The sequence below is a fragment of the Micromonospora avicenniae genome (assembly GCF_900156065.1).
Lineage (GTDB): Bacteria > Actinomycetota > Actinomycetes > Mycobacteriales > Micromonosporaceae > Micromonospora > Micromonospora avicenniae.
Map to the genome: position 1 here is coordinate 72,932 of NZ_FTNF01000016.1, position 18,798 is coordinate 91,729.

General features: G+C 69.5%; 15 protein-coding genes and 6 tRNA genes. 16 read left to right on the forward strand and 5 right to left on the reverse strand.

Going from position 1 to position 18,798, the window contains the following annotated elements; all coding sequences use genetic code 11:
• Positions 1-69 precede the first annotated feature (69 nt).
• The 15 genes from BXA10_RS22385 to BXA10_RS22450 all read left to right on the forward strand — a co-directional run bounded on the left by BXA10_RS22385 (position 70) and on the right by BXA10_RS22450 (position 11,226).
• Complete coding sequence (locus BXA10_RS22385) at positions 70-861, forward strand: hypothetical protein (RefSeq protein WP_076472775.1); 792 nt, start codon at positions 70-72, stop codon at positions 859-861.
• A 235-nt stretch (positions 862-1,096) separates the two neighbouring features.
• Entirely contained in the window at positions 1,097-1,870 is a 774-nt protein-coding gene (locus tag BXA10_RS22390) for a maleylpyruvate isomerase family mycothiol-dependent enzyme (RefSeq protein ID WP_076472776.1), read from the forward strand.
• 454 nt (positions 1,871-2,324) lie between these two features.
• Complete coding sequence (locus BXA10_RS22395) at positions 2,325-3,722, forward strand: FAD-dependent oxidoreductase (RefSeq protein WP_076472777.1); 1,398 nt, start codon at positions 2,325-2,327, stop codon at positions 3,720-3,722.
• Between the two features lie 117 nt (positions 3,723-3,839).
• A complete protein-coding gene (locus tag BXA10_RS22400; RefSeq protein WP_076472778.1) occupies positions 3,840-5,000 on the forward strand; it encodes an NAD(P)/FAD-dependent oxidoreductase in 1,161 nt (386 codons plus the stop codon).
• Positions 4,997-5,896, forward strand: a complete 900-nt coding sequence (locus tag BXA10_RS22405) for an RNA polymerase sigma-70 factor (RefSeq protein WP_076472779.1) — start codon at positions 4,997-4,999, stop codon at positions 5,894-5,896. Before BXA10_RS22400 ends, BXA10_RS22405 begins: the two co-directional genes overlap by 4 nt.
• Before the next feature lie 565 nt (positions 5,897-6,461).
• Complete coding sequence (locus BXA10_RS22410) at positions 6,462-7,124, forward strand: ABC transporter permease (RefSeq protein ID WP_076472780.1); 663 nt, start codon at positions 6,462-6,464, stop codon at positions 7,122-7,124.
• Positions 7,124-8,320, forward strand: a complete 1,197-nt coding sequence (locus BXA10_RS22415) for a betaine/proline/choline family ABC transporter ATP-binding protein (RefSeq protein WP_076472828.1) — start codon at positions 7,124-7,126, stop codon at positions 8,318-8,320. The genes BXA10_RS22410 and BXA10_RS22415 overlap by 1 nt, the downstream gene beginning before the upstream one ends.
• A 1-nt stretch (position 8,321) precedes the next feature.
• Positions 8,322-9,122: an ABC transporter permease gene (locus BXA10_RS22420; RefSeq protein ID WP_076472781.1), complete on the forward strand. Its 801-nt coding sequence runs from the start codon at positions 8,322-8,324 to the stop codon at positions 9,120-9,122.
• Between the two features lie 44 nt (positions 9,123-9,166).
• Positions 9,167-10,138, forward strand: a complete 972-nt coding sequence (locus BXA10_RS22425) for a glycine betaine ABC transporter substrate-binding protein (RefSeq protein ID WP_175649273.1) — start codon at positions 9,167-9,169, stop codon at positions 10,136-10,138.
• Between the two features lie 492 nt (positions 10,139-10,630).
• Positions 10,631-10,702: transfer RNA gene (locus tag BXA10_RS22430), tRNA-Gln, on the forward strand.
• A gap of 41 nt (positions 10,703-10,743) precedes the next feature.
• A tRNA-Ser gene (locus BXA10_RS22435) sits at positions 10,744-10,835 on the forward strand.
• Between the two features lies 1 nt (position 10,836).
• Positions 10,837-10,909: transfer RNA gene (locus BXA10_RS22440), tRNA-Arg, on the forward strand.
• Between the two features lie 38 nt (positions 10,910-10,947).
• Positions 10,948-11,021, forward strand: a tRNA-Pro gene (locus tag BXA10_RS22445).
• 5 nt (positions 11,022-11,026) lie between these two features.
• Positions 11,027-11,113, forward strand: a tRNA-Ser gene (locus tag BXA10_RS31605).
• Between the two features lie 38 nt (positions 11,114-11,151).
• A tRNA-Cys gene (locus BXA10_RS22450) sits at positions 11,152-11,226 on the forward strand.
• Positions 11,227-11,346: 120 nt separating this feature from the next.
• On the opposite strand, the gene BXA10_RS22455 is transcribed toward BXA10_RS22450, so the two are convergent.
• From BXA10_RS22455 to BXA10_RS22475, 5 genes are all read right to left on the reverse strand, one after another.
• Positions 11,347-12,261, reverse strand: a complete 915-nt coding sequence (locus BXA10_RS22455) for a serine hydrolase (RefSeq protein WP_076472782.1) — start codon at positions 12,259-12,261, stop codon at positions 11,347-11,349.
• Between the two features lie 409 nt (positions 12,262-12,670).
• The gene (locus tag BXA10_RS22460; protein ID WP_076472783.1) at positions 12,671-13,291 is read right to left on the reverse strand and encodes a hypothetical protein; all 621 of its coding nucleotides are present in this window, start codon (positions 13,289-13,291) and stop codon (positions 12,671-12,673) included.
• Positions 13,292-13,523: 232 nt separating this feature from the next.
• A complete protein-coding gene (locus BXA10_RS22465) occupies positions 13,524-14,528 on the reverse strand; it encodes an alpha/beta hydrolase (protein WP_076472784.1) in 1,005 nt (334 codons plus the stop codon).
• Between the two features lie 14 nt (positions 14,529-14,542).
• Complete coding sequence (locus BXA10_RS22470) at positions 14,543-15,772, reverse strand: SGNH/GDSL hydrolase family protein (RefSeq protein WP_076472785.1); 1,230 nt, start codon at positions 15,770-15,772, stop codon at positions 14,543-14,545.
• Between the two features lie 189 nt (positions 15,773-15,961).
• A complete protein-coding gene (locus BXA10_RS22475) occupies positions 15,962-17,302 on the reverse strand; it encodes a nicotinate phosphoribosyltransferase (RefSeq protein ID WP_076472786.1) in 1,341 nt (446 codons plus the stop codon).
• A 260-nt stretch (positions 17,303-17,562) separates the two neighbouring features.
• Here BXA10_RS22475 and BXA10_RS22480 point away from each other — a divergent pair, with 260 nt between their 5' ends.
• A complete protein-coding gene (locus tag BXA10_RS22480) occupies positions 17,563-18,789 on the forward strand; it encodes a PucR family transcriptional regulator (RefSeq protein ID WP_084753157.1) in 1,227 nt (408 codons plus the stop codon).
• Positions 18,790-18,798 lie beyond the last annotated feature (9 nt).

Here is an 18,798-nt window from a genome sequence, read left to right on the forward strand (position 1 = left end):
GCACAGCCTGAACCGTTCACCGGCGCCGGCCGTGCTGATCACGAAGCCAGTTCCGAGATGGAGTCACCGATGTCGCAGCCAGTCGATCCGCACCAGAGCCCGTACTCCGCGCCGATTCCCGCGCCCGGCAGCCCGGCACAGTTCCCGGCCGCGACCGGTGCTCCGGCGAATGGACGGGTCTACCCGAGCCGGAAACCGTGGCTCCGGATCGGTCTGATCACCGTAGCCGCGGTGGTGGCGCTGTGCGCCGCGGTGGTCGGCCTTTCGTTCGCCATCGCTCCGAACGGGACCGCCGGCTCGTCCGGCGGCGCGACGAAGCAGGCGGCGGGACCGCAGAGCAATGCGTCGGCCACGGCAGGTGCCCCCGGAGTCGGTGGCGCGGAAGCCTCCGCACCCGCCGGCTCGGCAGCTCCCGGCGGCGCCGGGACCATCACCGTGGTGGCTCCCGCGACGCTGGGCGGCCAGCCGCGGATCGACACCACCGGCAGCGGCGTGACCACCGACCCGGCAGAACCCGAAGTGACCGCGGCCGCGCAGGGCGCCTACGGCGACACCGCCACTGAGGACATCACCTTCTTCACCGCGTTCGCCTCGACCAGCGAGACACCGGAGGCTCGGCTCGACCTGCTCACCTCGGAACTGAGCAAGAAGTTCAGCGCCCAGAACTTCGTCGAGGCGGACCCCGGACCGCTGGGCGGGCTGGGCCGATGCAGCGACGGGCTGTTCAACGGAGTGCTGGCCGGGGTCTGCGTCTGGTCCGACGCGGGCAGCAGCGGGGCGTTCATCCGTACGCGGCAGAGCGCGCAGGTCTTCGCACCGGACTTCCCGGCGCTGCGGGCGGAGGTCGAGCAGCGGTCGTGAGCCTGCCTGGCACCGGGATGGGGAGCCACTGGTGCCACGGGCAGGACCCGCGTCGTGTGGCAGGGGCCGCAATGAACGGAGAGGCCGGCGTCCGACGGAAGCCGGCCTCTCGCGTCGCAGAAGGCGCGCGGCTCGTCGCGCCGACCAGCGCCAGAAGTTTTCCTTATGGCCGCACTCGGTGATCCCTCTGACCCTGGGGAAAGACATCCCCGCCATCCCGTCGTTGCAATGCAGCATGAACACCGCGACCTGGCTCGACGCCTTGAACACCAGCTCCGAACGGCTCCTCAAGACCGTCCGCGACCTGCCCGACGACGTTCTCGCCCGGCCGTCCTTCGCCGACCGCTGGAGCGTCGCACAGGTGCTGTCCCATCTCGGCAGCGGCGCCGAGATCTCCACCATGCTGGTGCAGCGCGGAATCGACGGCGACACCACCACACCGACCGTTGACGACGTCCGGCCGATCTGGCAACGCTGGGACGCGCTGTCCGCCCCCGCCCAGCGGGAGGCCTGGCTCGGCGCCGACCGACGCCACCGGGCACTGCTGGCGTCGCTCGACGCCCAGCAGCTCGAAGCGGTCCGGGTGCCGTACTTCGCCGGCCTGCTCAGCCTTCCCACCTACCTCGGGTACCGGCTGTCCGAGCAGTCGGTCCACGCGTGGGACATCGAGGTCGCTCTCGACCCCGCCGCGACGATCCCGGCGGCTGAGGTCGAGCTGCTCTGGGACCGCCTGGATCTCGTCGCCACCCGGTTCCGGGACGCGGACGTCCTTCAGCGCCTCGCCCCGAAGCAGCTCGCGCTCGGACTGCCGGACCGGACCCGGACGCTCGACCTGCACGACGAGCTGCACCTGATCGACAGCGCGCCGCAGAACCCGGCCGCCACCGTGACCGGTACGGCCGAGGCACTCCTGCGGCTGATCTACGGCCGCAACCGGCCCGAGGACGGCGTCAATGTGACCGGCGACGTGGTTCTCGACGACCTGCGCCGGCTCTTCCCCGGCTTCTAGGGCGTGTGTCGAAGCCTTCGGTCGAGCCGAGGCGGAGTCCAGGCGGCGGTCCGGCAAGTCGGGGATTCGTCCGGATACCGGTGTTGTATCCGGACGAAGCGCCGACGCCGCCGGTCGTCGTCTGGGCGCGCCGCAGGCCGGCCAGGGACTTCGACACACGCCCTCGGGCCGCCGTCCCGCCGGCACGGGTGAACCCGCCGGCGGGACGCCGCCTCTTCATCCTCCTTATGGGTGCCATAAGTGCGGCCGATACCCGGCCACCGGGCTTGCCGACTACCGTGAGCCGGGCCATCTGACCGGGTGGCGGCGGGGCAACGCGTCGACATGACGCCCGAGGCCCGGTCGAGCGCCTCCCCACGTGCCGGCGGGGCCGTGCATGCCCAAGATCGGCCCGCGTACGACCTCGTGTCGGGTCCGCCGCTGATCGACATCGCACTTCTCAGGAGCCGCAGCCATGGGTAGCACGAGCAGCACGTTGAAGGCCGACGTCCTCATCATCGGTTTCGGCAAGGGCGGCAAGACCGCGGCGGCCACGTTGGGCCGGTCCGGCAAACGAGTCGTGCTGGTGGAGCAGTCGGAGCGCATGTACGGCGGCACCTGCCCGAACGTGGGGTGCGTACCGACGAAGGGACTCGTGCACCGGTCCCAGCGGCGCCGCCCCGAGGATCCGGCGCAGGACTGGTACGCACGGTCCGTCCAGGAGGTCCAGGAGACCCGGGAGATGATGCGGCGCGGCAACTTCGACACGTTGAGCAGCATCGACACGGTAACCGTGATCACCGGTCGCGCCACCTTCGCCGACCCGCACACGGTCACCGTCGTCACTCGCGACGAGCAGCTCACCGTCACCGCCGACACCATTCTGATCAACACCGGGTCCGAACCGGTCGTCCCCGACATCCCCGGCCTCGCCACGAGCAGGTACCTCGTGTCCAGCACCGAGCTGATCGAGACGGCCACCCTGCCGGAACGGCTCGCGATCCTCGGCGGCGGTTACCTGGGTATCGAGTTCGCCGCCATCTACCGCCGGTTCGGTGCGCAGGTCACCATGCTGGAGCGCAGCGACCGGATCTTCGCTCGTGAGGACGACGACGTCGCCGCGGTGGCCACGCACATCCTGGTCGACGAGGGCATCCACATCGTCACGGCGGCGCGGGTGATGGAGGTGCGCGACGGCGGCAGCGCCACCACGATCGTGTACGACAAGGACGGCGAGCAGCACACCGTCGAGGTCGACGCCATCCTGGCCGCCGCCGGCCGCGCACCGGCGACCCGTGACCTCCACCTCGAAGCCGCCGGTGTCCGTACCACCCGGGCCGGGGCGGTCGAGGTCGACGAGCACCTGCGGACGAGCCAACCCCACATCTTCGCCCTGGGCGACGTACGAGGCGGGCCGCAGTTCACCTACCTGTCGCTCGACGACAGCCGAGTCGTCCTCGACCAGCTCACCGGCGAGGGCCTCCGATCGACGGCCGACCGGATCGTCCCCCGCACCCTGTTCATGACCCCGCCGCTGGCGAGTGTGGGCCTGACCGAGCGGGAGGCCCGGGAGGCGGGACACCGGGTGAAGATCGCACGGGAGGCCGTCGCGGAGATCGTGGCGATGCCGCGCGCGTACGCCGTCGAGGAGACCCGCGGGGTCATGAAGTTCGTGATCGACGCCGACACGGATCAGATCCTCGGCGCCGCCCTACTGAGCATCGACGCGCAGGAACTCATCAACACGGTCGCGCTCGCCATGCGGCACGGCATCACGGCGGCCGAACTTCGCGACGCCGTCTACACCCACCCGAGTTCGACCGAGGCGTTCAACGAGGTGCTGGCCACCATCGTGCGTACCGACGAGCCGTAGAACCTCCCTGGCCCAGCGGCCAGCACCGACCCAGATGTGATCCAGGTCACCCGGGCTCACGATCCAGCCCCACTGCCCCGTCCCGTGTTCGTCGTCAACACGAAAGAGGGCAGACAGATGCACAAGATCGTGATCCTCGGCGCCGGGTACGCGGGCCTCACCGCGGCGGTCAGCCTCGCCGGGCGCACCCGGCGCCGCGAGGACATCCAGATCACCATCGTCAACGCCGAGGAGCGGTTCACCGAACGGTTGCGGCTGCATCAGACCGCATCGGGGCAGCGCCTGGCCGACCTGCGCATCCCGGAACTGCTGGCCGACACCCGGGTGGAGTTCGTCCGCGGCTGGGTGACCGGCATCGACGTCAGCGCCCGCCGCGTCCGGATCGACGACGAGCGGGATCTCGAGTACGACCGGCTCGTCTACGCGCTGGGTGCCACCGCCGACACCGACGCCGTACCCGGGGTCGACGAACACGCGCACACGCTCGACAGCGCCCACAACGCCGAGATGCTGGCGCGAAGGCTGGCGAGCCTCGGCAGCGGCACCGTGGCGGTGTGCGGAAGCGGGTTGACCGGGGTCGAGGCCGCGGCCGAGATCGCTGAGCAGCACCCCGGCCTCGACGTGGTGCTGCTCGGCAAGCGGGAACCAGGGTCGACGATGGGTCCGAAGGCCAGGGCGTACCTCCACATCGCTCTCGCCCGACTCGGTGTACGCGTCGTCAGCGGCGTGGAGGTCGTCAAGGTGCGCCCCGGATCGGTGGATCTCGTCGACGGGGCGAGCATCGCGGCAGACATCGTGCTCTGGACCAGCGGCGTGCGGGTCCCGCCGTTGGCCGCCGCGGCAGGCCTGCGGGTGGACGACACGGGTCGCGCCGTCACCGACCCGGCCCTGCGGTCGGTGTCCCATCCGCAGGTCTACGTCATCGGCGATGCCGCCGCTATCCAACAGGGCTACGGCGTCATGCACGGCACCTGCCAGAGTGGCATGCCGACCGGCGTTCACGCGGCGACGTCGATCATGCGGGAGCTCGACGGCAAGCAGCCCCGGCCCTTCCGGTTCGGGTACGTGCACACCCCGGTCAGCCTCGGCCGCCGTGACGCGGTGATCCAGTTCACCCGTCCCGACGACAGTCCCAAGCGGTTCTTCCTGAGTGGCCGCCCGGCCGTCTGGTACAAGGAGACGGTGAGTTACGCACCGTGGCCGTCGTTCCAGCGGCTGAGTGCATTCCCCGCCATGGGATCCTTCGCCTGGCGCCGGGGCGGGCGGTTCACCCGGTGACGGACGAGCCTAACGACGCCTTCGACGAACACCGGAGGCTGCTGTTCCACGTCGCGTACCGCATCCTCGGCAGCGTGACCGACGCCGAGGATGCGGTGCAGGACACCTGGCTGAAATGGTCGGCGGCCGACCGCTCGCGGGTGGCGGACCCGAAGTCGTACCTGGTGCGGATCGTGTCGAACCTGGCGATGGACCGATTGCGTTCGGCGCGGGCCCGACGCGAGACATACGTCGGTCCGTGGCTGCCCGAGCCGATCCTGACAAGTGGCGACACGGCCGACGCGGTGGCCAACGCCGACGCGCTGTCGATGGGGCTGCTGGTGGTGCTGGAGACGCTGACCCCGCTCGAGCGCGCGGTCTTCGTGCTCAAGGAGGCCTTCGGCTTCACCTATGCCGAGATCGCCCACGCGGTCGAGCGTTCCGAGGAGACGGTCCGGCAGGCCGCCCACCGCGCCCGTGGGCATGTGCAGGCCCGGCGGCCGCGTTTCCAGGCCGATCACAACCGGCAGCGGGCGGTCACCGAGCGCTTCCTCACCGCCGCCATGGGCGGCGACATCAACACGTTGATGCAACTGCTCGCGCCCGATGTGACGCTGTGGACCGACGGTGGCGGCAAGGTACGGCAGGCGATGCGCCCGATCATCGGCGCGGACCGGGTGGCGACCTGGTTCGCGGGCATCGCCGCCCGGCCCTACCAGGGCATCGAACCCGCCGACATGATCGTCGAGCTGGTCGAGCTCAACGGGCAGGCGGGGATGGTGTTCCGCGGCGCCGGCAGGGTCATCGCCACGCTCTCCCTCGATTTGGACGACGAGGGCACCGTCACCGGCGTTCACAACGTCGCCAATCCCGACAAGCTCCGCGCCGTCGCCACCGGAACAGTCCACCACTTCTAGCCATGTCTGCACGGGGCCGCACCCGTGCGGTCGGCCGGCGACGGTGACCGTGGCTTGCCGGCGGTGCGGCCCTGTCGCAGCCGGTGTCGACTCGGCTTGGCCTGCTTCATTCCCCATTCCGGATCACGTCACATTCCTGGCGCCGGCGGCGGGCCGACCGGTGGCACTCCGCGCCTTCCCGATCGCACGATCAGGGGCTTTTCGCAATGACCAGGGCCACTGTCGACAACCGTTGCCTGTCGGATGTAAAGGACCGACCAACTGCTATCGGTTGTCCGTTTCCCGCACCACGAGGGAGCATTTGAGCAACTCGATCCGGCCGTTCAGACATGCCTGGACCTGCTCTACAGCCGACCCGTAGAACGAGGTCGCGGAGCTACCACCGCCCGCTGCACAGGTTCTCGACGCTACACCGGGACCCCGCGGACGGCAATTGGCATGGTCCCTTCACGAGGGTTCAGCGGCACCAAACGGGGCAGCTGACAGCAGTTGCGCGACGGGAATCCCGACACCGGCGAGGGGCCCTCGTCAAACGTGAAACACCATCCGTTAGGGTGGCTTGCCAATGACCTTCCTCGACTACATCTCCGGCGTGCCCGCATATCTGGAACGAGAGTGGTCTGACCTGCTCGAGCTGACCTTCGAGCATTTGCTTGTGGTGCTCGTCACGATCGTCTTGGCGACTGTGATCGCGCTCGGGTTAGGCCTGGCGACTTATCGCAATCAGAGCGGAGCCAGAGCAGTACTCACGGTGACCGGCACGTTCCTGACCGTCCCATCGTTCGCCCTGTTCGGACTGTTCATTCCGATCTTCGGTCTCGGGGCGGTGCCCACGGTCGTCGCGTTGGTGCTGTATGCACTGCTGCCCATCGCACGCAACACGATCACCGGGCTGCGTTCCATCGATCCGGCTGTCGTCGAATCGGCACAGGGAATGGGACTCTCCCGCCGCCAGCGGCTGCTCCGCGTCGAGCTACCGCTCGCCTGGCCGATCATCATGACCGGCGTACGCGTGTCGACCCTGATGATCGTTGGGATCGCCGCCATCGCGGCCATCGTCAACGGGCCGGGCCTCGGCGGACCGATCTTCCAGGGGCTCTCGGCGATCGGCACCCAACGCGGGTTCAACCTCGCCTTCAGCGGAACCCTCTTCGTGGCGGTGCTGGCGCTGCTGCTGGACGGCGTCCTCGGCATGCTCTCCAAGTTGACGACATCGAAGGGGCTGTGATGCCTGCGCATGAACAAGAGACCGCTACCGCGGCGTCAATCCGCCTCGAGTCGCTGACCAAGCGCTATGCGGGTCAGGCCGAACCGGCCGTGGACAACATCACAATGGACATACCGGCAGGCGAGATCGTGGTTCTCGTCGGACCTTCTGGCTGCGGCAAGACCACCAGCCTGAAGATGATCAACCGGATCATCGAACCGACCTCCGGACGCATCTTCATCGACGGCGAGGACGTGACCCACGTCAACGCCGACCAGCTGCGCCGCCGGATCGGCTACGTCATCCAACAGATCGGCCTGTTCCCGCACATGACGATCGCCGAGAACATCGGCATGGTGCCCAGGCTGCTCGGATGGAACCGGGCCCGGATCTCCGAGCGGGTCGACGAACTGCTGGACCTGGTAGGCATGGAGCCGTCGGCCTACCGCGCGCGGTACCCGAAGGAACTGTCCGGCGGCCAGCGCCAACGGGTCGGGGTCGCGCGGGCGATGAGCGCCGACCCTCCGCTGCTGCTGATGGACGAGCCGTTCGGCGCCATCGACCCGATCACCCGCGAACGCCTCCAGAACGAGTTCCTCCGCCTGCAGAGCAACATTCGGAAGACCATCGTCTTCGTCACCCACGACATCGACGAGGCGATCAAGCTCGGCGACCGGATCGCGATCCTCACGAAGGGATCGAAGATCGCGCAGTACGACACTCCCGAGGCGATCCTGACGGCTCCCGCCAACGACTTCGTCGCGGACTTCATCGGCTCGGGGGCGTCGCTCAAGCGCCTGAGCCTCAGCCGGGTCCGAGACGTGGAGCTCAACCAGTGGGCAGTCGGCCGGCTCGACGACGACCGGGCACAGCTGCGGCAGTCCCTCACGGAAAGTGATCACGGGTCACTGCTGCTGCTCGACGAGGACCAGCGGCCGGTTCGCTGGGTCACCGGCCACGATCTGACCCGCTCGGGTGAATCCCTCGACCGGGTGGGGCTTCCCGCGACGGCCACTGTGGAACCCCACGCCACACTGCACGACGCGCTGAACGAGATGGTCACCTCGCGGGTCGGGTGCGCGATCGTCGTCGACGACCAGCGGCGGTACCAGGGCATCGTCGACATGCGTACGGTGATGCGGGCCATCGACGAGATGCGGGAGAGTTCCCAGGCCCGCGACCGGCACGCAGCGGTCCAGCCGATGGAGGCCGGTTAAGGTGGCCATCCCAGCATTCGGAGTCAGGACCCGCGAGGCCGCGCCCGACGCCGACGATGTACTCGCCGAACTCGGCGGACCGTCCCGGTTCTGGCGCCGGCTGGGCACCCCGGCCCTCCTCGCCGCCGCCTGCGTGGCCCTGTACCTCTACGTGCGAAACCAGGATCTCGACCGGATCTCCCAGGCGAGTCTCAACGCCGACACGATCCGCGCGAAGCTGATCGAGCATGTGGAGCTCACCTTCGTCTCGACACTGATCGTCGTCCTCCTGGCGGTACCCCTGGGGGTGATGCTGACCCGGCCGGCGGTCCGTAGGTTCTCCCCGGTGGTGCTCGCCGTCGCCAACATCGGACAGGCGATACCGTCGATCGGGGTCCTGGTGCTGATGGCGATCACCGTCGGCATCGGCTTCGACCAGGCCGTCTATGCGCTGGTCATCTACGCCGCGCTGCCGGTCCTCCGTAACACCATCGTCGGCCTGAACCAGGTCGATCGCATGCTCGTCGAGGCGGGCCGGGGAATCGGCCTGAGCGGCTGGCAGGTGCTCCGCCGCGTCGAGTTACCGCTGAGCGTGCCGGTCCTGCTCGCCGGCATCCGTACGGCACTCATCATCAACGTCGGCACCGCCACCCTGGCGACCTTCGTCGGTGCCGGCGGCCTCGGATTCCTTATCGACCAGGGGATCCGCTTCGACCGGATGCCCGTTCTCGTCACCGGAAGTGTCCTCACCGCGGTTCTGGCGCTGCTCCTTGACTGGGTGGCCGGCATGGTCGAGGACGCTCTTCGCCCCAAGGGGCTATGACCTCCGCGGCTACATCCCGAGCCGCCAGATATCAGAGGAGGAACATGAGGAACACGAAGAAGCGCGGCCGTTGGCCGGTACTCACCGGCGCGCTGACGCTGGTGATGCTCGTCGCCGCGTGCGGCAGCGACGGCAACGACGATGTCGCGGGCAGCGGCAGCATCGGTGAGAAGTTCGACCTTTCCGGCGCGACAGTCACCGTCGGCTCCAAGGAGTTCACCGAGCAACTCATCCTCGGAAACCTGACCAAGCTCGCGCTCACCGCCGCCGGCGCCAAGGTGGACGACCAGATCGGGTTGCAGGGAAGCACGACCGTCCGCGCCGCGCTGACCTCCGGCGAGATCGACCTCTACTGGGAGTACCTCGGCACCGGCTGGGTCACCTACCTGCAGAAGGAGAAGGGCATCCCCGGGGCCAAGGCGCAGTTCGAGGCGGTCCGCGACGCCGACGCCGCAAACGGTGTCACCTGGCTCGACCCGGCGCCGTTCAACGACACCTACGCGATCGCGGCGAGCAAGGAGACCGCGGAGCGGCTCGGCGTCACCTCGATCTCCGACATCGCCGCGCTGGTCGCCAGCAACCCCGCCGACGCCACCTTCTGCGTCGGCGGCGAGTTCTCCACCCGTCCGGACGGCCTGCCCGGCCTCGAGAAGGCGTACGGCTTCAAGCTCGCGCCGGCAAACGTCTCCAACGTGCAGGACGCCCTCGTCTACAACCAGGTCGACAAGGGCGAATGCGCTTTCGGCTCGATCACCTCCACCGACGGCCGGGTGGCTTCGCTCGGTCTCACCGTGTTGACCGACGACAAGCAGTTCTTCCCGCCCTTCAACGGATCGATGAACGTCCGGACCGACGTACTGAAGGAGCACCCCGAGATCAAGGAGATCTTCGCGCCGATCGCCGCGGAGCTCGACGACACAACCATGGTCGGACTCAACGCGAAGGTCGATGTGGACGGTGAGGATCCGGCGGACGTCGCGAAGGACTGGCTGACGGAGAAGGGCTACATCGGCTGAAAGCCGAGCCCCGCCGCGGTTCGGGTGCCTTCGGACACGCGAACGATCAAGGCCGTGACCCGTGGAACCGCGGGTCACGGCCTTGATCGTTTTTCTGGCCGAAACGGACGCTCCCGGTTTCCGTACCTGGTGCCCATCACCTCGCCGTGCACAGCGCACCGCCGGAGGTAAATGAATTGCCGGCGCGATCACCCCGCGCCTACCGTCTACGTCAACCGATCAGCAAGGAGTAACCGGTCATGATGCGCCAGCCGAGCCCCGCGCCGCAGCCGCGTTCATCGCTGCGCGGCGGACGGTGCCCAGCCGTCACCGCCTCCTCTGTTCCCAGCCGCCGATGCCGGTGGAGTGGCTGACCGCTTTCGAACGCGCGCAGCCGCCCACCCAGCGAAGGGACCGGGCGGCTTTTTCGTACCCGGAGATGGTCACTGACAACTCCACAGCGGATGGCAAGGGAAATCTGGCCGGCGGTCTTCCACACCCGCCGCCGCCCCTTCCCGGATGGTCTAGTCGGCATGACGCCGCCCTCTGGTGGCGGAGAGCTGGGTTCGAATCCTGGTCCGGGAGCTGCTCCACCCTCGACGCCGGAGACGGTACGAGGACATCATGAAGGGTTGGCCGAGTCTGGTTTATGGCGCCGCGTTGCTAACGCGGAGCGGGTTCGACCCCGCCGGGAGTTCGAATCTCCCACCCTTCGCCAAGCCCCCGTAGCTCAGTGGAGAGAGCGCTTGACTACGAATCAAGAGGCCGGACGTTCGAACCGTCCTGGGGGCGCTACGTATCTCCGGCTGTCGTCGAGACGGCCGCTCGGGCGGGTAGTGGCGCAGTTTGGCAGCGCGCTTGCTTTGGGAGCAAGAGACCGCAGGTTCGAATCCTGTCTACCCGACTTCAGGTGAGGCCACCCGATCTGGTGCCGGGCGCCGTCTCGAAAACGGTCTGGGCCGAAAGGCCGTGTGGGTTCGAATCCCACCCTCACCGCGCATGACACTCGACGATCCGACCGAGCCATGCCGCAGGATCGCGTGCCCGAGTGGTCAGGGCTTCGCCTGCAAAGCGAATGAACGTCGGTTCGAATCCGACCGCGATCTCCAGGTCCTGCCTTCCGCTGTGGCGGCTTGCCGGTGTCCCGGCCGGTCGGGATCGCGATGAGCCTCGCGGCGCTGGTGATCGCCCTCGTCGGGGTGGGCTGGTTCGCCCTGCGCCGGGACTGATCAAGCAGTCGGCGCGGTGGGGATCTTTCGCAGTTCGTCGAGGGTGTACTTGGCCACGGCCTCGACCTTCCGGATGCCTGCCGCCTGCGTCCTGTGGTGGTTGGAGAGCACGGCCACGAGCCAGTCGTGTCCCGGTTCGACGAGCCGCCCGATCGTGTTGACCTGCCACAGCCCGCCGTCGGCGCTGATCGTGTCCCACCCGTTCTTGACGTAGACCTCGGTGGTCCCCGGATCGGCGGCCGCGGGAACTCCCCAGTCCTGGTCCTCCTCGACCTGGCTCATCAGGTCGAAGAGGTAGGCCCGACCGTCCTCGTCCAGTGGGCCGTCCGCGTAGGTGAGCGAGGTGAGCAGACGGATCTGGTCGGCCACGGTGGTGGTGGTCATCCCCCACGACGCCTTGGGGTTGGTCTCCTTCATGCCGAAGGTCCTGTTCGCCGTGGTCAACCCCGACTCTCCGCCGATCCGGTGGTACAACGCGGTCGCGGCGTCGTTGTCGCTCGCTGTGATCATCTTCTTGGCGTTGCGCCGGTCGCTGTCCGTGATCTTCTGGTTCCTCAGTTGCGCCCGCACCAGCAGGGCCGCCAGGATGTCGACCTTGACGATGCTGGCCGTCTGGAATCGGGCGTCGCCGACGGTGACGGCGATGTCGGACTCCCGATCTTTCACTGCCACCGCGACCTGGCCGTTCCCGACTCGCTGCACGTACGCCTCGATCTTCACCCGAGCTGCGGCCAGGTAGTCGGGTGTGGGACTGGGCGTTCGCGCGGCGGAAGCTGCTCGGCCTTCCGGGTCGGACGCCGACTCGCCGCCACTGGTCAGGCGCCAGACGGCGCTCGCCCCGGCCGCGCCGCCGCCCGTGATGGCCAGCACCGCCGCGGCCAGCAGTCCGCGACGTGACGGTCCGCGCCCGCTCATTCGGCGCGCTCCGCCAGCGCGTCGCCGAGGACTCCCGCGCGCCCCATCCGGCGTGGGACGTACCGATGGGCCGGGGCGGATGACCGCTGGTCGTTCGCCGGCCGGGTTCTTGGAGTGTTCATCAGGGTCCCCAATCGCGTGGCGCCGGGAACGGCGCAGTCGTGAAATGGAGACGGCAGGGCAGGAGGTTGCACATCGTGACTTACCTAACCTGGCGAGGACTACGTGCTCCGGAAGGCAGGACGAAGGCAGCCTGGGCGCGGTCCAGTAACCGGCAGGCGCATCGGCGGACACGTCGACGACCGATGAGCGGGCGCTCACTCACCGACCGCCATACGTTAAATCTATCCCGGTTTGTCCTATTTATCGGGCACTGCCGGGAAATCCTGCGGATCCCGCGGGCACGCGGTCAGGGACGGCCGCTCGGGTGCGGCAGCGTCGCGCCGGGGTACAGGATGAGCGGCTCGTACGGCGAGATGCGCTGCCGCCGGTAGAAGGCGTTGGTGGGCGGCAGCGCGAGCAGCACGAGGGCGACCAGCAGCGCGGGGGAAGCCACGTACCCGGAGACTGCGCCCACGGGTTCGGCCCACCCGGGCATGAGCCGGCCGGCGAGCGCGTGGACGCTGTCCCAGTCGGTGCCGTCCAGAGCGCTGACGCCGTCGTCGGACGGCAGCAGGTTCAGTACGAGCCAGAAACCGGCGAACACCAACGTCACCGCGCCGAGTATCCAGGTGACGATCCGTGTCCAGTTCCAACCGCCGAGATTCGCCAGCGCCAGGGCCAGGAAGGCGAGGGCGGAGAGCGCCACGACCAGGCCCACGGCCATGAGGAAGACCATCGGCAGGGCGGCGAAGCCACTCGGAGTGCCCACCCTCTCGTGCGCCCTGAGGTAGGCGCCCTGCACCGCCGCTTCCGCTGCCGCCTGGGCGAGTCGAGCCAGGCCACTGAGCGCCAGCATCAGGCTGGACCCGATGACGACCGGAGGTACCCGGCGGCGAGTGACATCGGTCGCGGCGATCCCCGTGCTCATGTTCGTGAATGCTAGACCGGAGCACTCCCCCACCGGACGGCCGGACGGCCGCCAGGTGCCGCCCGGCGGCCGAGCGACGACGCCGGGCGTCCGGGACGTCGACGGAGGACAAGCACCGGCGACCAGGACCGAGAGGCCGGGCAGAACACCCAGTCGCATTCACGTGCCGTGTCGGCCGTGCATGGGCGATGCCCGCCGCTGACCGGCCGGTCGGCGGCGGGCATCGCCCGCACTACTCGACGGAGTGGCCCGCCACGCCGCGTCCCGTCTTCAACGCGTCCAACAGCATCGGCAGCGCCCGGTGCAGCTCGCGCTGCCAGTACGGCCAGCTGTGCGTGCCGGGACCGTAGAAGTCGGTCTCGACGGAGACGCCGGCCTCGCGGAGCCGGTCGACGGTGTCGACGTTCTCCTGGTAGATGAGCGCCTCGAGGCTGTTCGTCACACCAGGCGGGTCGAACGGTCCGCCCGCCGTGCCGTCACCGCTGGCCACGAAGAGCGCCGTGTGGCGCAGCCGCTTCGCGAGATGGTACGGATCGTGCGCCTCCCAGATCCGCCGCTGTGCCACCGGGTCGCCCCAGAGGTCGTACGGGTCGAGCCCGGTGCGCCCGAAGAACGGCAACCAGTACGAGGCGTCCTTCAGCGGGTGCAGCACACCACTGAACGACGCCGCCGCCCGGAACATCCCCGGGTTGCGGGCCGCGTACGACAGTGCGCCGAATCCGCCCATCGACAGTCCGGCCACCGCCCGCTTCGGGCCGGCGCCGTATCCCCGCTCGATGATCTGGCGTACCTCACGAAGGTGGAACGTCTCCCACGCCGGGGCGTCACCCCGGCCGCCGTTCCACCAGTCGCTGTACCAGCCGGCGGCACCGGCCTCCGGCATGACGACGAGGACGTCCCGAAGTTCGGGGATGCTCGCGACGTCGGTCGAGCGGGTCCAGCTCAGGTACGAGTCGCAGCAGCCGTGCAGCAGGTAGAGCACGGGCCATTTGTCGCCGCGGCTGCGCTGTTCCCAACCGTCGGGGGTGAGCAGCCGCACGTTCGCCGTCGTGTCGAGGGCCGGCGACTGGATCGTGAGGTCGACCAGGCGCGGACCGACGACGGTCTCCTGCGCCACGTACGCCCCGTCGGCGGCTCGGATGGGCACGGGAGCCGCGAGGGCGGCCTGTGGGGCGGTGAGCCCGCCCAACACGAGCCCGACCGCGAGAGCGGCGCGGAGCGCCGATGATCTCTTCATGTCGTTTCCCGCTCTCAGCAGACGTCGCGCGGGTTCACGGCTCGCGCCATGGCCGTGAAGCCGACGTCGCCGGGGTGCAGGTGGTCTCCCGAGTCGTACGCGGGGTTGATCCGGCCGGGGTGCGCCGGGTCACGGGTCACGGCGTCGAAGTCGACCACCGCGTCGAACTCGCCGGAGGTACGGATCCACTGGTTGACTGCCTGCCGATCGGCCTCGCCGGCATCGCTGTAGTAGCCGGCGCCCTCGTACGGCGTGATCGTGGCGCCCACGGCACGGATACCCGCCTGGTGCGCCCTCGCGATGAACTGCCGGTACACCGCGATGAGCTGCTCCGGTTCGAGGGCACCGCGGCTGTTGCCGATGTCGTTGATGCCCTCCAGCAGCACGACCGAACGGACGCCGGCCTGCCCGAGCACGTCACGGTCGAACCTCGCGAGGGCGGAGTCGCCGGCCGAGCCCGCGTTGGCCAGCAACCGGTTGCCGCTGATACCGGCGTTCAGTACGCCGCACCGCCGGGCCTCGGGTCCCTGCACCAGCCGGTCGGCCACCTGGTCCGGGTAGCGCAGGTTCGCGTCGACGGTCGAGATGACCCCGTCGGTGATGGAGTCGCCGAAGAAGATCACCGATCCGGCCGCCCGCGAGACGACGTCCACGCCGGAGAGGAAGTACCGCGCGGTGTCCAGCCGGGTGTACGCGCCGCCGGCGTCCGAAGTGGCGTCGCCCGTGGCGCGGAAGGAGGTGGCGTAGCCGGCCGGGTGCCAGGTCGTCGGACCGGTCGGGCCGGGGAGATAGGTGCTCACGACCAGGTCGGAGTCTGCGGCAACCTTGATCGGCAGAGGGTCGGACCACCATTCGGCTCCAGCGGGGATCGTCACCGAACGATCGCCGTCGAACGTCACCGGGCGCAGGTCACTCCCGTCGACCTGCGGTGTTCCCGATCCGCCGGTACGTGGGGCCACCGTGACGGCGCCGACGGTCAGGGGCGTGGTTCCGTAGACGTTGCTGATGCGTACGCGGATGCTGTCGCCGCCGATCGACAGGTGCGCCACCTGCCGCAGCGTGGTGTCCGTGAAGCCGGTCGCCGACGTGCCGGTGGTCCTCGGTTCGGCCACCGCCGCCATCCAGCTGCCGATCCAGTCGGCCCGGCCGGGGGGCTGCGCCGTGGCGCTCGCGGGCAGCAGACCGATCGCCGTGGTAAGCGCTGCGGCGACGGCCAGACGTACTCGTAGACGTTTCGATGTCACGCTCAGCTCCTCGTCCCGAGTTCCTGATGGGGTGGCCGGCCGGCGCGGGTGATGAAATCACGTTCCGTGATCATCCGACAGCGCATCGACGATGATCGGTGAAGTTGGCGCGACGAACGGGCGGCCCGGTGAGCTGAACGGCGAGTGTGACTGCGACCAGCGGTAATCGACGCGTGCCGATCGACTGGGTCAGTTTCCGCCGGCCCGGCCCGCCCGCGCGGCCACCTGCTCGTGCAGCGCCGCCAGCGCCGGGCTGACCGTCGCGGTCAGCGGCTCCGGCTCCGCCAGTCGCCGCGCCGGCTCGGGCAACCAGGCGAGTTCGGCGTCGAAGCGGCGGCGGGCGGCCCGTACCGCCTCCACGGGGTCGGCCGGATCGAGCCGGCGACCGTCGCGCATCACCTGAACGAGCAGCGGCTCCCGATCGGCCGGTACCGGCTCGTCGCGCAACCCGACCACGTCACCGGCGGCGCCGGCCGGGTCCCGGAACACCTGCTTCGGAGCGGGCAGTGTGGCCTTGCCGGGGGAGAGCTTCAGCACCGGCCGGTCGCCGATGCAGACCAGCTTGTACGCGCTGTCCAACGACGGCGCGTCGTACGCCACGCCCATCTTCGTCCCCACCCCGTACCCGTCGATGGGTGCGCCCGCCTCGACGAGCCCGGCGATGACGTGCTCGTCGAGGCTGCCGCTCGCCACGATCTGGGCCCGGGGCAGCCCCGCCTCGTCGAGGATCGCCCGGGTCTGCCGGGCCAGCGCGGCGAGGTCGCCGGAGTCGAGCCGCACACCGAGCGGCCCGGTCAACCCCAGTTCCCTGACCACGTCGACGACGGCCCACACTCCGGCCGGCGTGTCGTACGTGTCCACCAGGAAGATCGGGTTGACCGGGAAGTCGGTGGCGAACGCCCGGAACGCGGACCGTTCGTCCGGAAACGCCTCCACATAGGAGTGCGCCATCGTGCCGGACGGGACGAGCCCGTAACGGTGCGCCGCCTCGACGTCGCTGGTCGCCGCGAAGCCGGCGATGGCCGACGCCCGGGCGACGCCGGCACCGGCCTCGATCCCGTGCGTACGCCGGAACGCGAAGTCGATCAGTTGGGCGTCGCCGGCGGCGATGCGGCAGCGGGCGGCCTTGCTGGCGATCGTGGTGTGGAAGGTGATCAGGTTGAGTACGCCGGTCTCCACCAGCTGCGCCTCCGCGATCGGCGCGGTGACCTCGAGCAGCGGCTCGTCGGCGAACACCACCCGGCCCTCCGGTACGGCCCAGACGTCACCGGTGAACCGAATGGTCGACAGCGCGGTCAGCGTCGACTGGTCGAAGCCGCCGACGTCGCGCAGGTAGCTGAGGTCGTCGGCGTCGAACGCGAACTGCTCCAGGAACGTCAGCGCCTCGGCCAGCCCGGCCGCCACCAGGAAGCCGCGCCGCGGCGGTAGGCGGCGGGCGAAGAGGCTGAACGTCGCCCGCTCGGTCATGCCGCGCCGCAGGTAGCTGCCGGCCATCCGCAACTCGTACAGGTCGGTGCGCAGCCCGCTCATGTCGCCTCCTCAACCACGGCACCACTGTGGTGGACGCGGCGCCGGGATGTGTGGGAAACGGGAGAACCCGGACGGCGCCGGCCCGATCGGCGGGCGGCTCGCCCAGCTACGGGCCGGTAGGCGGTTGTCCCCGTCGATGGCGACCAGCATGATCGTTCTGTGCGGCCTTGGCGCGGCCGGGCCACGAGGCTCGGTAGGTCGCACCGGTGGGTACTTGTCCACCGAGAGTGGTCCAGCGAGGGGGTGACCGGAGGGATCCCATGCAGGATGAGTTGCAACGTCTCGTCGACGCGCTCGCCGCGTACGCGGGGCGACCCGCGCTGATCGAGGACCGGCGCCAACGGGTGGTGGTCTACAGCGAACACACCGGCCCGATGGACGACGTGCGTCGCGCCTCGATCCTTCGCCGGCAGACCACCCCGGAGGTGATGGCCTGGTTCCGCAACGTCGGCATCATGGACGCCCGCGAGCCGGTGCGCACACCAGCCTCCAGGGAACTGGACCTGCTGCCCCGGATCTGCGTGCCGATCCGCCACCAGGACCTGCTGCTCGGCTTCGTCTGGTTCATCGACCCGGACGGCACGATGGCCGACGCGGACATCGCTGCCACCGGACTGATGAGCGAGCTGTCACTGGCGCTCTACCGGGAGAATCTGCTCGGCGAGCTGGCCTCGCAGCGGGAGACCGAGGCGGCGCGCACGCTGCTCTCCGACAACGAGCCGACCCGAGTCCGGTCGGTACGCGCCCTGCGCGAGGCCGGCATGATCGCCGACGGGTCGGCCACCGCGTTGGTGGCGCAGCTCGTCCCTCCCGACGAGGAGCCGCTCGACGAGCTCGCCCGGCTCGCCCTGGAGCAGGCGCTGGTCACCACCCGCCGCTGGGTCGGCACCCGGGAGGCGCTGCACCTGGTCCGCGACGACCACGGGGTGCTGCTGCTCGCCGGCGGCCGGGGCGGCGGACGGCCCTCCCCCGAGGTCGCGGCGAAACTTCTCGACGACAACCTGCGGCACACGACCCGCGGCCTCGGCTCGGTGGAACGTGCCGTCGTCGGCATCGGGCAGACGCGCTCCGGCCTGGCCGAGGCCTTCGGGTCGTACGGTGAGGCGCTGCAGGCCGCCCGGGTCGGCGTACGACTTCCCGCCCTCGGAGCGCTGGTCTCCTGGTCGGGTCTGGGCGTCTACCGGGTGCTCTCCAGGTTGGAGGGGCGGCACCTCGACATGGCCGACGTGCACCCGGGCCTCGAACGGTTGCTGCGAGAGCAGCCGAACCCGGTGCTGTTGCGGACCCTGGAGCGCTACCTCGACCTGGCCGGCAACGCCCACGCCACCGCCGAGCAGCTCCGGCTGCACCGGACCACCCTCTACTACCGCCTACAGCGGATCGAGGAGCTCGCCGAGACCGATCTGAAGGACGGCAACGAGCGGCTCTGCCTGCACCTGGCGCTCAAGCTGGGCCGGCTGACCGGCGCGTACCGCCCGGAGGACTGACGGCGTGCT

Bases quoted from the DNA above. Each gene is read 5' to 3' on its own strand.
- BXA10_RS22385 (WP_076472775.1), top strand. From the start codon at position 70: ATGTCGCAGCCAGTCGATCCGCACCAGAGCCCGTACTCCGCGCCGATT.
- BXA10_RS22390 (WP_076472776.1), top strand. From the start codon at position 1,097: ATGAACACCGCGACCTGGCTCGACGCCTTGAACACCAGCTCCGAACGG.
- BXA10_RS22395 (WP_076472777.1), top strand. From the start codon at position 2,325: ATGGGTAGCACGAGCAGCACGTTGAAGGCCGACGTCCTCATCATCGGT.
- BXA10_RS22400 (WP_076472778.1), top strand. From the start codon at position 3,840: ATGCACAAGATCGTGATCCTCGGCGCCGGGTACGCGGGCCTCACCGCG.
- BXA10_RS22410 (WP_076472780.1), top strand. From the start codon at position 6,462: ATGACCTTCCTCGACTACATCTCCGGCGTGCCCGCATATCTGGAACGA.
- BXA10_RS22415 (WP_076472828.1), top strand. From the start codon at position 7,124: ATGCCTGCGCATGAACAAGAGACCGCTACCGCGGCGTCAATCCGCCTC.
- BXA10_RS22425 (WP_175649273.1), top strand. From the start codon at position 9,167: ATGAGGAACACGAAGAAGCGCGGCCGTTGGCCGGTACTCACCGGCGCG.
- BXA10_RS22455 (WP_076472782.1), bottom strand. From the start codon at position 12,261: ATGAGCGGGCGCGGACCGTCACGTCGCGGACTGCTGGCCGCGGCGGTG.
- BXA10_RS22460 (WP_076472783.1), bottom strand. From the start codon at position 13,291: ATGAGCACGGGGATCGCCGCGACCGATGTCACTCGCCGCCGGGTACCT.
- BXA10_RS22465 (WP_076472784.1), bottom strand. From the start codon at position 14,528: ATGAAGAGATCATCGGCGCTCCGCGCCGCTCTCGCGGTCGGGCTCGTG.
- BXA10_RS22475 (WP_076472786.1), bottom strand. From the start codon at position 17,302: ATGAGCGGGCTGCGCACCGACCTGTACGAGTTGCGGATGGCCGGCAGC.
- BXA10_RS22480 (WP_084753157.1), top strand. From the start codon at position 17,563: ATGCAGGATGAGTTGCAACGTCTCGTCGACGCGCTCGCCGCGTACGCG.